Source organism: Streptomyces zinciresistens K42, from assembly GCF_000225525.1.
In the GTDB taxonomy this organism is placed as follows: domain Bacteria; phylum Actinomycetota; class Actinomycetes; order Streptomycetales; family Streptomycetaceae; genus Streptomyces; species Streptomyces zinciresistens.
In genome coordinates this window covers 1-13,468 of the sequence record NZ_AGBF01000014.1, presented here as the reverse complement: position 1 = coordinate 13,468, position 13,468 = coordinate 1, and the positions used below count along the sequence as shown (strand labels likewise).

Here is a 13,468-nt window from a genome sequence, read left to right as displayed (position 1 = left end):
TTCCTGGGTGCGGGCGGCGCGGGGCCGGACCGTGCCGCGGGCCCCGCGCGGGCCCGGGGCCGGTCAGGCGGACTGCCGGAAGCGGGTCGTGCGGTGCACGGGGTCGGTGTCGATCTTCGGGACGACGTGCTCGCCGATCAGCCGGATCGTGCGCAGCGTGTCCTCCTTCGGCACCCCCACCGGCAGCCCGAAGCTCAGCTGGTCGGCGCCGGCCTGCTCCCACCGCTTGCACTGGGTGAGCACCTCGTCGGGGTCGCCGCAGATCAGCAGCTCCTCCTCGATGAGCAGCTCCACGAACTCCGCGGTGTACTCCGGCAGCGTCTGGGGCCACTCGGGGAAGCCCTCGGGCCGCGGGAAGGTGTCGTGGTAGCGGAAGACCAGCGAGGGGAGGTAGTGCAGCCCGCCGTTCACCGCGGTCTCGACCGCCTCGGCGTGCGTGGGCGCGCAGATCGCGGTGGTGGTGACCATGACGTTGTCGTTGACGAAGTCGCCGACCGGCTCGGCGTCCACGATCGCCGTCTTGTACTGCTCCAGCACCCACTCCATGTCGGAGACCTTCTGGACGCTGAAGCCGAGCACCCCGAGCCCCTTGCGCGCGGCCATGGCGTACGAGGGGGGCGAGCCGGCCGCGTACCACATCGCCGGGTGCGACTTCCCGTACGGCTTCGGCAGGACCTTGCGCGGGGGCAGCTGCCAGTGCTTGCCCTGGAAGCCCGCGTACTCGTCCTGGAGCCACATCTTGGGGAACTCGGCGATCGTCTCCTCCCAGATCTCCTTGGTGAAGTTCATGTCGGTCACACCGGGGATGAAGCCGAGGATCTCGTGCGACCCGGCGCCGCGTCCGCTGCCGAACTCGAAGCGGTTCTCGCTGAGATGGTCGAGCATGGCGACCTTCTCGGCGACCTTCACCGGGTGGTTGACCTGGGCGAGCGGGTTGAAGATGCCGGAGCCCAGGTGGATGCGTTCGGTGGCGTGCGCGAGGTAGCCGAGGAAGACCTCGTTGGCGGACAGGTGCGAGTACTCCTCCAGGAAGTGGTGCTCCGAGGCCCAGGCGTACTTGAAGCCGGACCTGTCGGCCTGGATGACGTACTCGGTCTCCTCCATCAGCGCCTTGTGCTCGGCGAGCGGGTCGGTCTCGCCGCGCTTGCCCACGTATCCCTGTACAAAGAGCCCGAATTCCAAGGAGGTTCACCGTCCCCACATCGTTTCTGACATTCCGTCAGATCTGCTTGCCGCCGACTGTGGCACCGTGCGCCCGGAGCGTCAATAGCTGACGGTGCGTCAGATACGTACTCCGGCCAGCCAGCCGCCGTCGATCACGAAGGGCTGGCCGGTGATGTACGAGGAGTCCTCGGACGTCAGGAACAGGGCGAGGCGGGCCACCTCCTCGGGCCGGCCCATCCGGCCCAGCGGCACGAGCTTGCGGTAGTACCCGTCCAGCGCCCCGGCGTCCGCGCCGGCGCCGGGGTCCAGCAGCGCGGGGTTGGACATCGCGGTGTCCACGGCGCCCGGACAGATCGCGTTGACCCGGATGCCGCGGGGCGCGAGCTCCAGCGCGGCGACCCGGGTGAGGCCGAGGACGGCGTGCTTGGTCGCCGCGTAGCTGCCGACGGCCGCCATGCCGGTCATGCCGGTGCAGGAGGCGGTGTTGACGATGGTCCCGCCGTCCGCCAGCTCGGGCGCCACCGCCTTGATGCCGAGGAAGCAGCCGACCTGGTTGACCCGCACGACCCGCATGAACTCGTCGAGCGGGGTGTCGACGAGGGAGTTGAAGCGCAGGATGCCCGCGTTGTTGACGAGGCCGTCCACCCGCCCGTGGGCCGCCCTGACGGCCGCGACCGCCGCACGCCAGTCGTCCTCGCTGCCGACGTCCAGGTGCACGTACCGCGCGCCGAGTTCCTCCGCCAGCGCCCCGCCCTGCTCGTCGAGCACGTCCGCGACGACGACCTCCGCGCCCTCGGCCCGGAACAGCCGCGCCTCCTGCTCGCCCTGCCCGCGTGCCGCGCCGGTGACGATCACGACCCGGCCCTCCAGCTTGCCCATGGCTCCCCCTCAGTCGAGATGCGGGGCGACCTCGGCCCCGAAGGCGGCTATCTGGTCCACGAGTTCGTCCCGGCCGCGGCTGCGGAAGCGCACCTGGACCTGGTCCACGCCCATCGCGCGGTACGCCCGCAGCGACGCGGCGAGCCGCTGCGGCGGCCCGCTGAGCGTGCGGCGCCCCACGTCCCAGCCGGGCGGGCCGACGTACAGCGGCTCGGCGATGGCCCCGACCGTGAACGGCCCCCGCACGCCCGCCTCCTGGCGCAGCGCGCGGATGCGGGCGATCTGCGCGGGCAGGCGCTCGCGCGGGTCGCCCTGCGGCAGCCAGCCGTCCCCCTTGAGCGCGGCCCGGCGCACGGCGGCGGGCGACGAGCCGCCGACCCACACCGGCACCCGCTCCTGGGCGGGCCTGGGCAGCTGGCCCAGATCCGCGAAGTCGAAGAGCTTGCCGTGGTGTTCGGGGAACTCCTCGGGCCCGAGCGCGGCGCGCAGGGCGTCGATCGTCTCGTCCAGCACGGGGCCGCGCCGCGCGAAGTCGGCCCCGAGCACCTCGAACTCCTCGCGCACGTGCCCGGCGCCGACCCCGAGGACGAGCCGGCCGCCGCTGAGGTGGTCGAGGGTGGCGTACTGCTTGGCGCTCAGCAGGGGGTGGCGCAGTCCCACCACGGCCACATGGCTGAGCAGCAGGGTCCGCTCGGTGCTGGCGGCGAGGAAGGCCAGGGTGGCGACGGGGTCGTACCAGACCGTGCTCATCGCCCGCGCGAGCCGGCGCGGCACGGCGACGTGGTCGCAGCTCGCGACGTACGCGAAGCGGGCGTCCTCGGCGGCGCGGGCGACCGCGACGAGGTCGGCCGGTCCGGCCGCGGCCTCCCAGGGCTCGGCGTACAGGGTGCTCTGGGACTGGACGGGGAGCTGGATGCCGTAGCGCAGGCTCACCGGGCACCGCCGCCCGGCCACAGCCCCTCGCGCGTCAGCCCCAGCAGCTCGATGGCGTTGCCCCGCACGATCCGCTCGACGGTGTCCGGGTCGAGGTGGCCCATCTGCGCCTCGCCGACCTCGCGCGACTTCGGCCAGGTGGAGTCGGAGTGGGGGTAGTCGGTCTCGTAGAGGACGTTGCCGACGCCGATGGAGTCGAGGTTGCGCAGCCCGAAGGCGTCGTCGAAGAAGCAGCCGTGGACGTGCCCGGCGAACAGCTCGGACGGCGGGCGGTGCACCTTGTCGGCGACCCCGCCCCAGCCGCGGTTCTCCTCCCAGACGACGTCGGCGCGCTCCAGGATGTAGGGGATCCAGCCGATCTGGCCCTCCGCGTACATGACCCTGAGGTTCGGGAAGCGCTCGAACTTGCCGCTCATCAGCCAGTCGACCATCGAGAAGCAGCAGTTGGCGAAGGTGATGGTGGAGCCGACGGCGGGCGGCGCGTCGGCGGAGGTGGAGGGCATCCGGCTGCTGGAGCCGATGTGCATGGCGATGACCGTGCCGGTCTCGTCGCAGGCGGCGAGAAAGGGGTCCCAGGCGTCGGTGTGCACGGACGGCAGGCCGAGGTGCGGGGGTATCTCGGAGAAGGCGACGGCCCGCACCCCGCGGGCCGCGTTGCGGCGCACCTCGGCCGCGGCCAGCTCGGCGTCCCAGAGCGGGACGAGCGTCAGGGGGATGAGCCGGCCCCGGGCGTCGGGGCCGCACCACTCCTCCACCATCCAGTCGTTGTAGGCCCGCACGCACAGCAGGCCCAGCTCGTGGTCGGCGGCCTCGGTGAAGGTCTGGCCGCAGAAGCGCGGGAAGGTCGGGAAGCACAGGGCGGACTGGACGTGGTTGACGTCCATGTCGGCGAGGCGGGCGGGGACGTCGTGGGAGCCGGGCCGCATCTGCTCGTAGGTGATGACCTCCAGCCGGATCTCGTCCCTGCCGCAGCCGACGGCGGTGTCGAGGCGGGTCAGGGGGCGTTGCAGGTCCTCGTACACCCACCAGTCGCCGACGGGGCCGTCCTCGCCGGGGCGGCCCATGACGGGCTTGAACCGGCCGCCCAGGAAGGTCATCTCGCGCAGGGGGGCGCGCACGATGCGCGGGGCGGTGTCGAGGTGCTTCTTCGGAAGCCGGTCCTGCCAGACGGTGGGCGGCTCGACCGTGTGGTCGTCCACGGAGATGATCAGCGGAAACGTCGTCTCGGTGTCCATGTCCGTCACCGTAGCGCCGATCTGACGACCCGTCAGCTACGCGGGGTGCGGGACTCCGCGCGAAGGGCGGGTGAGGACCTTGTGACATCCCGCGCGCCGGTCTGTGATGCGGCTCTCCACGGCTGACGCGGCGTCCGGAACAAGGCAGACTGGCCACGTTGCAATCGGGCCCTAGGGGGACGGCGATGGACAGGGCACCGCGAGTGCCGGAGCAGAGGCATCCGGACTCCTCGGCAGACGCGGCGGACCGGGCGGCGGCGCCGCGCTTCGGCGTGCTCGGTCCCGTACGGGCCTGGCGCGGAGCGGAGCAGCTGCCCACCGGATCGCCCCAGCAGCGCGCCCTGCTCGCCGCCCTGCTGCTGCGCGAGGGCCGCACGGCCACGGCGGCGGAGCTGATCGACGCCCTGTGGGGCCAGGAGCCGCCCTCCCGGGCGCTGGCCGCGCTGCGCACCTACGCCTCCCGGCTGCGCAAGATCCTCGGCGCCGGGGTCCTGGTGAGCGAGTCCGGCGGCTACGCGGTGCGCGGTCTGCGCGAGGGCGCGCTGGACCTGGCCACCGCCCGGGAACTGGCGGCGCGGGCCGAGAAGGCGCGGGGCGCGGGCGATCCGCGCCGGGCGCGCGAGGCGCTGGGGCGGGCGCTGGCGCTGTGGGACGGCGAGACACTGGCGGGGGTGCCGGGTCCGTACGCGCAGGCCCAGCGGGTGCGCCTGGAGGAGTGGCGTCTGCAACTCCTCGAATCCCGGCTGGACATGGACCTGGAGCAGGGCTGCCACGCGGAGGCCGTGTCCGAGCTGACCGCCCTGACCGCCGCGCACCCGCTGCGCGAGCGGCTGCGGGAGCTGCTGATGCTCGCGCTGTACCGCAGCGGCCGGCAGGCCGAGGCGCTCGCGGTGTACGCCGACACCCGCCGGCTGCTGGCGGACGAACTCGGCGTGGACCCGGGCCCCGTGCTCGGCGAGCTCCAGCAGCGCATCCTGCGGGCCGACCCGGCACTCGCGGAGCCCTCCTCCCCCGCGTCCGAGCCCGCACCGGCACCGGTGCGGCCCGCCCAACTGCCCGCCACTGTCCCCGACTTCACCGGGCGTACCGCCAGCGTGAGCGAACTGGGCGCGGTGCTGGCCTCGGCCGAGGGCCGGGTGATGGCGGTGTCGGCGCTGGCCGGCATCGGCGGCGTGGGCAAGACGACGCTCGCGGTGCACGTGGCACACCGGGCGCGCGCGGCCTTCCCCGACGGACAGCTCTACGTCGACCTCCAGGGTGCGGGACCGCGCGCGGCCGAGCCGGAGACGGTCCTCGGCTCCTTCCTGCGCGCGCTCGGCACGCCGGACTCGGCGGTCCCCGACTCGCTGGAGGAGCGCGCGGCCCTGTACCGCTCGGTGCTGGACGGCCGGCGGGTGCTGGTCCTGCTGGACAACGCCCGCGACGCCGCCCAGGTGCGGCCGCTGCTGCCGGGCGCGGACGGCTGCGCGGCGCTGGTGACCTCCCGGGTGCGCATGGTCGGCCTCGCGGGCGCCCATCTGGTCGACCTGGACGTGATGTCGCCGGACGAGGCGCTGTCGCTGTTCACCCGGATCGTGGGCGAGGAGCGGGTGGCCGCCGAGCGGGAGGCCGCGCTCGACGTCGTCGCGGCGTGCGGCTTCCTGCCGCTGGCGATCCGCATCGCGGCGTCCCGGCTGGCGGCGCGGCGCACCTGGACGGTGTCGGTGCTCGCCGCCAAGCTGGCCGACGAGCGGCGCCGGCTGGACGAGCTCCAGGCCGGGGACCTGGCCGTGAAGGCGACCTTCGAGCTGGGCTACGGCGCCCTGGAGCCCGCCCAGGCGCGGGCGTTCCGGCTGCTGGGCCTCGCGGACGGCCCCGACATCTCGCTGGCCGCGGCGGCCGCGGTGCTGGACCTTGCGGCGGAGGACACCGAGGACCTCCTCGAGTCGCTGGTCGACACCTCCCTGCTGGAGTCGGCGGCCCCGGGCCGCTACCGCTACCACGACCTGGTCCGCCTCTACGCGCGTGCGTGCGCCGAACGCGACGAGCGCCCGCCCGGGGAGCGCGCGGCGGCGATGTCGCGGCTGCTGGACTTCTACCTGGCGACGGCCGCGCGGGTCTACGCGATCGAGCGGCCGGGGGACCGGCTGGTGGACCACCTCTGCGCCACCACCCACCCCGGGGCGGTGCTCGCGGACCGCGACCGCGCGCGGGACTGGCTCTACACCGAGGCGCACTGCCTGCTGGCCTTCGCCCGCCAGTGCGCCGAGCGCCCCGGTGCCCTCCCGCGCGCCGTCGACCTGCTGTGGGCCGCGGTCGACATATCGGAGTCGGGGGCCAACTCCAAGGAGTACGAGGCCACGGCCCGCACCCTGCGGGAGGCCGCGCGGCGGGTCGGCGTGGAGCGGGTGGAGGCGCGGGCGCTGATGACGCTGTCGCACGCGCACCTCGACAGCGGCCGCTTCGACCTGGCGGACGAGGAGGCCGAGCAGGCCATCGCCCTCGCCCACCGGGCCGGCGACCTGCTGCCGGTGTGCTGGGCGCACAACGCCCGGGGCGTCATCGCGCTCTACCAGGGCCGCAACGCGGACGGGGAGCAGCATCTGACCGAGGGCGCCCGCCACTTCCGTACGCTGGCCGACCGGCCGGGCGAGGCCAGCGCCCTGTGCAACCTCTCCCGCATCCACCTGGCGACGGGCCGCACGGACAGCGCCGTCTCCCTGGCGCGGGAGGGCATGGAGATCTACGACGCCATGGGCAACTCCCTGCGCGGGGCCAACGGCCGCTACGCCCTGGGCATGGCCCTCACCCAGAGCGGGCGGCTCGCCCCGGCCGCGGAGCGGCTGACGGAGGCGCTGGAGGTGTTCCGCGACAGCAGGCAGCGGCTGTGGGAGGGCATGACCCTGTTCCGGCTGGCCGAGGTCGACATCGCGGCCCACCGCTACGCGCAGGCCGCGGCCAACGCCGAGATGGCGCTGACCGTGCTGCGCGGCATCGGCGGGCAGTGGCGGCGCGGCAACGTCCTCACCGTGCTGGGGCACGCCCTGACCGCCGTCGGGCACACGGGGCGCGCCCGCGTCTGCTGGGAGGAGGCCGTGGGCATCTACGACGACCTGGACGCACCCGAGGCGGCGGCCGTGCGGCTTCTGCTGGCCCCCGTCCGGGCCGCCTGAGGGCCGCCCGGACGGCGTTCATCGTTCGTTTATCCCGGGGACCCATGCTCGGGACTGTCGATCCGTCGCGCCGGGGGGCAGGCGGGTCGCGGAGCGGGCCGCGCCCCTGCGGACCGGGGCGTGTTCCGAACGGAGCGTCGTCTGCCCGAAGGGCAGGCCCGGCGGCGTCTGGTGCGTGCGCTCGCAAGGCGGAGGGTAGCCCCGATACTGGTCGGGGTGTTCCCGGCTACGCGGCGAGCGTGCGTGCCAGACGCCGCCGGGCAGACGGGACTTTCGGAACACGCCCCAGGGTGACGGTCCCACGGCCCGCCCGGCCGCCCACGGGGGAGCGACCGGGCGGGCCGCGCCAGCGCACGGACACACACGACCGACTGGAGAACGAGCGATCATGAGTGACGAGAAGCCCCTCAAGACGGAGGACATCCACGCCACGTCCGAGCCGGTCGAGGCCGCCGCCGCGGGGGCGGCGCAGGGCGGCGCCACCGTGCAGGGCGACATCCACGCCACCGGCGAGCCGGTGGTGGCCAAGGACATCCACGCCACGTCGGAGCCCGCGAAGCCCAAGAAGTAGGGCCCGTCGCACGGGTATCCGGCCGCGGCGGCGCGGAGGGGGGCTGCCGCGGCCGGCGTGCGGACGCCCGGGGGCACTGCGGCCGGGGCGCGGGCCGGGCGCGGGGGCTCAGTGCGGGCGGTGGCGCAGGCGGCCCTTGACCACCTTGCCGGAGGCGTTGCGCGGGAGGTCCGCCAGGAACTCCACCGCCCGCGGCACCTTGTAGTTGGCCATCTCCCGCCGGGCCCAGGCCATGAGGTCGTCCCCGGTGAGCACCGCGCCCCGGCGGCGCACCACGAACGCCTTGCCGACCTCGCCGAGCCGCGCGTCGGCCACCCCGACCACCGCGACGTCGGCCACGTCCGGGTGGAGGCCGAGGACCTGCTCTATCTCCGCCGGGTAGGCGTTGAAGCCGCCGACGATGAACATGTCCTTGATCCGGTCGGTGATCCGCAGACGGCCCGCCGCGTCCAGGACCCCCACGTCCCCGGTGCGCAGCCAGCCGTCCGGCGTCAGCACCTCCGCCGTCGCCGCCGCGTCCTCGTAGTAGCCCCCCATCACGTGGAAGCCGCGCACCAGGACCTCGCCCGGCTCGCCCGGCGGCGCCTCGACGCGCACCTCGGTGCCGGGGATCGCCCGGCCGGACGTCGACGCGACGACCGCCGGGTCGTCGCCGCGCCGGCACATCGTGACGATGCCGCCGGCCTCCGAGAGGCCGTACGCCGTGAGGACCGTCTCCACGCCCAGTTCCCTCCGCAGCCGCTCCACCAGCCGCAGCGGCACCACGGCCGCGCCGGTCACCACCAGCCGCAGCGCGGAGAGGTCGTGGGCGCCCAGGGCGGGGTGGTCCAGCAGCGACTGGTGCAGGGTGGGCGGGCCCGGCAGCACCGACACCCGCTCCGCCGCGATGTTCGCCAGCGCGGTGTCGGCGTCGAAGACCGGCTGGGGGATCATCGTGGCGCCCCGCATCAGGCACGCGATCACACCGGCCTTGTAGCCGAAGGTGTGGAAGAAGGGGTTCACGATCAGGTAGCGGTCGCCGCGGCGCAGCCCCGCCAGGTCGCTCCACACCTCGTAGGCGCGCAGGGTCTGCGCGTGGGTGATGACCACGCCCTTGGGGCGGCCGGTGGTGCCCGAGGTGAACACGATGTCCGAGGGCGAGGCGCCGCTCACCGCCCGCGCGCGCCCGCGCACCCGTGCCGGGTCCACCGCGTCCCCGCCCGCCAGGAAGTCCTTCCAGGTGCGGTGGCCGGCGGGGGCGTCGCCGGAGAGGACGACCACCTGCTCCAGGTCCGGCAGCCGCGCCCCCTCCGCGACGGCCCGGCGCAGCGCGGCCACGTAGGAGGTGCCGAGGAACGTGCCGGTCACGAAGAGCAGCCGCGCCCCGCTCCGGCGCAGCACGTCGGCCGCCTCACCGCCCTTGAAGCGGGTGTTCAGCGGCACCAGCACCGCCCCGGCCGACACGGCGCCGAGCGCGGCCACGATCCAGTCCAGCGAGTTGGGGGCCCACAGGGCGACCCGGTCGCCGGGGCCGACGCCGCTCGCGACGCAGGCCGCCGCCGACCGCTCGACGCGGGCGCCCAGTTCGGCGTAGGTGATCCTGGTGCGGCCCTCCACCACCGCCTCGGTGTCGCCGTACCGCTCGACGGCGGACCGGACGAGTTCCGCAATGCTGCCCCACTCCACGTCACCGCGCACCACGGCCTCCCCTGACCCGTCAGCTGACTGACCGTCAGATTAGCGGTAGTCTGACGACCTGTCAGCAGCCGCTCCATCCAGCGGAGGTGCGCGCAGCATGTCCGGAGTCCCCGGGTTCAAGGACGCCACCGCGATCGTCGGCATCGGCCAGACCCCCTTCGCCCGACGGCTCGGCGAGGACGAACGGACCCTCGCCTGCCGTGCCGTGGTCGCCGCCCTCGACGACGCCGGGATCACGCCCGGCGAGGTCGACGCCCTCGCCTCGTACACCATGGAGGAGACCGACGAGGTCGAGCTGGCCAAGGCGGTCGGCTTCGGTGACCTCACCTTCTTCAGCAAGGTCGGCTACGGCGGCGGCGGTTCGTGCGCCACCGTCGGGCATCTGGCCACCGCGATCGCCGCGGGACAGGCGTCGGTCGGCGTCGCCTGGCGCTCGCGCAAGCGGGGCAGCGGCCCCCGGCCCTGGCGCGACACCACCGCCCAACTGCCCACCCCCGCCCAGTGGACGCGGCCCTACGGCCTGCTGCGGCCGGTCGACGAGATCGCCATGCTCGCCCGCCGCTATCTGCACGAGTACGGCGGGACGCGCGACCACCTGTTCAACGTGGCGCTCGCCTGCCGCAACCGCGCCAACCAGAACCCGGACGCGGTCATGTACGACCGGCCGCTCACCCGCGAGATGTACATGACCTCGCGCTGGATCAGCGAACCGCTGTGCCTGTTCGACAACTGCCTGGAGACGGACGGCGCCCTGGCCTGCGTGATCGTCGGCCGCGAACGCGCCCGTGACTGCCGACGCCCGCCCGTCTGGGTCCACTCCGCCGCCCAGGGCCTGCCCGCCCAGCACCACGGCATGGTCAACTACTGGAACGACGACCCGCTCACCGGGCCCGCCTGGGCCGCCGCCCGGCATCTGTGGAAGCACGCCGACCTCACCCCGCAGGACGTGGACGTCGCCCAGATCTACGACGCCTTCACCGCGCTCGTACCGCTGTCGCTGGAGGGCTACGGCTTCTGCGGCCGCGGCGAGGGCGGGGCGTTCACGGAGGGCGGGGCGCTGGAGATCGGCGGCCGGCTGCCCCTGAACACCGGCGGCGGCGGGCTCAGCGAAGCCTACGTGCACGGGTTCAACCTCATCAACGAAGGCGTCAGGCAACTGCGCGGCACCAGCACCGCCCAGGTCCCCGGCGCCGCCACCTGCCTCGTCACCGCCGGTGAGGGCGTCCCCACCTCCGCGCTGCTCCTGAGGAGTTGACCCATGCTCTCACCCGTCACCGACGCCGACGGCGCCCCGTTCTGGGAGTACGCCGCCCGGGGCGAACTGCGCGTCCAGTGCTGCGCCGACTGCGGCGAGGCCCGCTTCCCGCCCCGCCCGTGCTGCCCGCACTGCCAGTCCTTCGCGAGCACCTGGCGCCGGACCTCGGGAGCGGGCCGCGTCTGGTCCTACGTCGTCCCGCACCCGCCCCTGCTGCCCGGCTACGCCGAGCGGGCGCCGTACAACGTGGTGGTCGTGGAGCTGGCCGACCACCCCCGCGTCCGCCTCGTCGGCAACGTCGTCACCGGACCCGACGCCGCCCTGGACTCCGTGCCGCCGGACCGCATCCGCATCGGCGCCCGGGTGCAGGCCGTCTTCTGCTCCGACGGGCTGCCGCGCTGGACGCTGGAGCGCCCGTGAGCGTCGCCGTCAGCACCGACGAGGAGACCGGTGTCGCGGTCGTCACCCTCGACCGGCCCGGCCGCCTGAACGCCGTCGACCTCGCGACGCGCGACCGACTCGTCGCCGTCTGGGGCGCGTTACGGTTCGACGACACGGTACGGGCCGTCGTCCTGACCGGCGCCGGGGAGCGGGCCTTCTGCACCGGGCTGGACCGCGACGCGGTCGTCCCGCAGCCCGACTCGCCCTACATGACCGACGATCCGCTGCTGCGGGTCGGCCCCAAGTCCAACGACCTGTGGAAACCGGTGATCGCCGCCGTGCGGGGCATGGCCTGCGGGGGCGCCTTCCACCTGCTCGGCGAGGCGGACTTCGTCGTCGCCGACCCGACCGCCGCCTTCTTCGACCCGCACACCACCTACGGCATGGTCAGCGCGTACGAGTCGATGCTGATGGCGCTGCGGATGCCCCCCGGGGAGGCGGCACGGATGGCGCTGATGGGCAGCGCCGAGCGGCTGTCCGCGCGGCGGGCCCTGGAGATCGGCCTGGTCAGCGAAGTAACCGAGCCGGGGGCCGCGCTGGCCGCCGCGGTCGGCTGCGCCACCGTGCTCGCCGGGTATCCGCCGCGGGGGGTGCAGGGGACCGTACGGGCGCTGTGGGCGGCCAAGGAGGCCGCCCTCGCCCAGGCGTTCGCGCAGGCGCCGCATCTGATCGCGCTGGGCAACCTGCCGGGGGACCGGCAGGCGGAGCTGTTCCGGGGGCGCCGCCGCGACTTCCGGACGCGGTGACCGCGAGGGCACGGCGACCGCGAGGGCACGACCGTGTGCCGCCGGTCGGCGTCGCGGGCGTACGGGGCTTCGACCGCCGGGCGTGCGCCGTCCCGCGGCACCGGACCGGCTACGCGGTGCGTGCCGTGCCGGTGCCCTTCTCCGCGTCGAGCGCGTACACGCACCGGTCCTTGCTGCACGCGTACACCACGCCGTCGCGCACGACGGGCGACCCGGTGATCTCGCCGCCGGTGGCGAGCTTCCACCGGAGCCTGCCGTCATCGGCCTTGAGCGTGTACAGCAGATGGTCCGTGGAGCCGAAGTGGATGCGGCCCTCCGCCACCGACGGGGCGCCGACGATGTCCCCGCCCGCCTGGAAGCGCCACTTGGGCGTGCCCGTGACCGCGTCCAGGGTGTAGAGCCCCTTGCCGCTGCCCACGTGCACATGCCCGCCCGCCACCAGCACCGGCTCGACCGAGGAGCGGGCCTCGGTGGCGATGCGCCAGCGGTCGCGGCCGTCGGTGGCGTCGAGCGCGTACACCGTGCCGAGGTAGTCGGCGAGGTAGACCCCGCCCCCGGCCACCGCCGGTCCGGGCACGAAGGCGGGCGGGCACAGGAAGACCGCCGGGGCCTCGAAGTGCCAGCGCACCCGGCCGCTCATCACGTCGAGCGCGACGACGCGCGTCCCGGCGGAGACGTACACGTGGCCGTCGTGGGCCTGCGCCACCCGCACCGGCACCCCGCCGCAGGAGGCGGCGTCACCGATCGGGTAGGACCAGCGCTCCTCGCCGCCGCGGGCGTCCAGGGCGCGCAGCCGGGCGTCCTGCCACACGTACACCGTGCCGTCGTACAGCGCGGGTCCGGCCTCCGGGGTCTCGAAGTCGCTCTGCGCGCCGCTGGTCTCCCACAGCTTCTGGCCGGTGGACGCCTCCCACGCCTGGACGCCGCCCCCGCGCGTGCCGGTGACGACGGTGCCCCGCTCGGCCCGCAGCGCGTACACCCAGGCGTCGGTCTGCAACCGCCACAGGTCCGCGCCCTCGCGGTGGTCCAGGGCGAACAGGGTGGGGCCGTCGGAGGCGTGGATACGGCCGTCCGCGACCGCCATCGACCAGGCCACGTCCCGGGTCTTGAAGCGGCGGCGGCCGGTGGCCACGTCCAGGGCGTGCACCTCGAAGGAGGTGACGTAGACGAGGTCGTCGGCGACGGCCGGGGTCCCCCAGACATCGTTCGACATGCGAAAACGCCAGGGCCGCCAGCCGGCCGACGGCTCCGGGGCGGCCGGCGGCGGGGCCGGGACGGCCGGGTCGGCGCCGTTCACACCGGGGCGCGGTCTGGACCAGGAGGCGACCAGGGCGGCCTCCGGGGGCGGCGCCTGGAGGGCGGCGGCGCGGGCGTCGGACACCCGGGGGCCGGGGCCGATGGGGACCGCGACGCCG

At 74.5% G+C, this 13,468-nt stretch carries 11 protein-coding genes; 5 read left to right on the top strand and 6 right to left on the bottom strand.

Annotated elements, in window-relative coordinates; genetic code table 11:
- Nucleotides 1-63: 63 nt before the first annotated feature.
- The 4 genes from SZN_RS07370 to SZN_RS07355 form a co-directional block, all read right to left on the bottom strand.
- Nucleotides 64-1,182: an LLM class flavin-dependent oxidoreductase gene (locus SZN_RS07370; protein ID WP_078508484.1), complete on the bottom strand. Its 1,119-nt coding sequence runs from the start codon at nt 1,180-1,182 to the stop codon at nt 64-66.
- A gap of 99 nt (nt 1,183-1,281) precedes the next feature.
- A complete protein-coding gene (locus SZN_RS07365; RefSeq protein ID WP_007492906.1) occupies nt 1,282-2,043 on the bottom strand; it encodes an SDR family NAD(P)-dependent oxidoreductase in 762 nt (253 codons plus the stop codon).
- Nucleotides 2,044-2,052: 9 nt separating this feature from the next.
- Nucleotides 2,053-2,970 carry a TIGR03619 family F420-dependent LLM class oxidoreductase gene (locus SZN_RS07360; protein WP_050815025.1) on the bottom strand — a complete coding sequence of 306 codons (918 nt, stop codon included), beginning with the start codon at nt 2,968-2,970 and terminating at the stop codon, nt 2,053-2,055.
- A 2-nt stretch (nt 2,971-2,972) separates the two neighbouring features.
- Nucleotides 2,973-4,211, bottom strand: coding sequence for an amidohydrolase family protein (locus SZN_RS07355; RefSeq protein ID WP_007492902.1), 1,239 nt, complete (start codon nt 4,209-4,211; stop codon nt 2,973-2,975).
- A 185-nt stretch (nt 4,212-4,396) separates the two neighbouring features.
- Here SZN_RS07355 and afsR point away from each other — a divergent pair, with 185 nt between their 5' ends.
- Both afsR and SZN_RS07345 read left to right on the top strand, forming a co-directional pair.
- Nucleotides 4,397-7,363 (top strand): SARP-family global regulator AfsR, encoded by a 2,967-nt coding sequence (gene afsR / locus SZN_RS07350; protein WP_043729101.1) that lies wholly within the window; start codon nt 4,397-4,399, stop codon nt 7,361-7,363.
- A gap of 388 nt (nt 7,364-7,751) precedes the next feature.
- Nucleotides 7,752-7,934 (top strand): hypothetical protein, encoded by a 183-nt coding sequence (locus tag SZN_RS07345; RefSeq protein WP_007492899.1) that lies wholly within the window; start codon nt 7,752-7,754, stop codon nt 7,932-7,934.
- Between the two features lie 108 nt (nt 7,935-8,042).
- On the opposite strand, the gene SZN_RS07340 is transcribed toward SZN_RS07345, so the two are convergent.
- Nucleotides 8,043-9,611 (bottom strand): FadD3 family acyl-CoA ligase, encoded by a 1,569-nt coding sequence (locus tag SZN_RS07340; protein WP_043729097.1) that lies wholly within the window; start codon nt 9,609-9,611, stop codon nt 8,043-8,045.
- Between the two features lie 97 nt (nt 9,612-9,708).
- Here SZN_RS07340 and SZN_RS07335 point away from each other — a divergent pair, with 97 nt between their 5' ends.
- From SZN_RS07335 to SZN_RS07325, 3 genes are read left to right on the top strand one after another with little or no spacing between them, the layout of a single operon-like run.
- Nucleotides 9,709-10,866, top strand: a complete 1,158-nt coding sequence (locus tag SZN_RS07335; RefSeq protein ID WP_007492894.1) for a lipid-transfer protein — start codon at nt 9,709-9,711, stop codon at nt 10,864-10,866.
- Between the two features lie 3 nt (nt 10,867-10,869).
- Nucleotides 10,870-11,286 (top strand): Zn-ribbon domain-containing OB-fold protein, encoded by a 417-nt coding sequence (locus SZN_RS07330; RefSeq protein ID WP_007492892.1) that lies wholly within the window; start codon nt 10,870-10,872, stop codon nt 11,284-11,286.
- Nucleotides 11,283-12,053 (top strand): enoyl-CoA hydratase/isomerase family protein, encoded by a 771-nt coding sequence (locus SZN_RS07325; protein ID WP_007492890.1) that lies wholly within the window; start codon nt 11,283-11,285, stop codon nt 12,051-12,053. The genes SZN_RS07330 and SZN_RS07325 overlap by 4 nt, the downstream gene beginning before the upstream one ends.
- A gap of 109 nt (nt 12,054-12,162) precedes the next feature.
- On the opposite strand, the gene SZN_RS07320 is transcribed toward SZN_RS07325, so the two are convergent.
- Nucleotides 12,163-13,468, bottom strand: a 1,306-nt coding sequence (locus SZN_RS07320; RefSeq protein ID WP_007492888.1) for a PQQ-binding-like beta-propeller repeat protein, incomplete at its 5' end; no start/stop codon positions are given.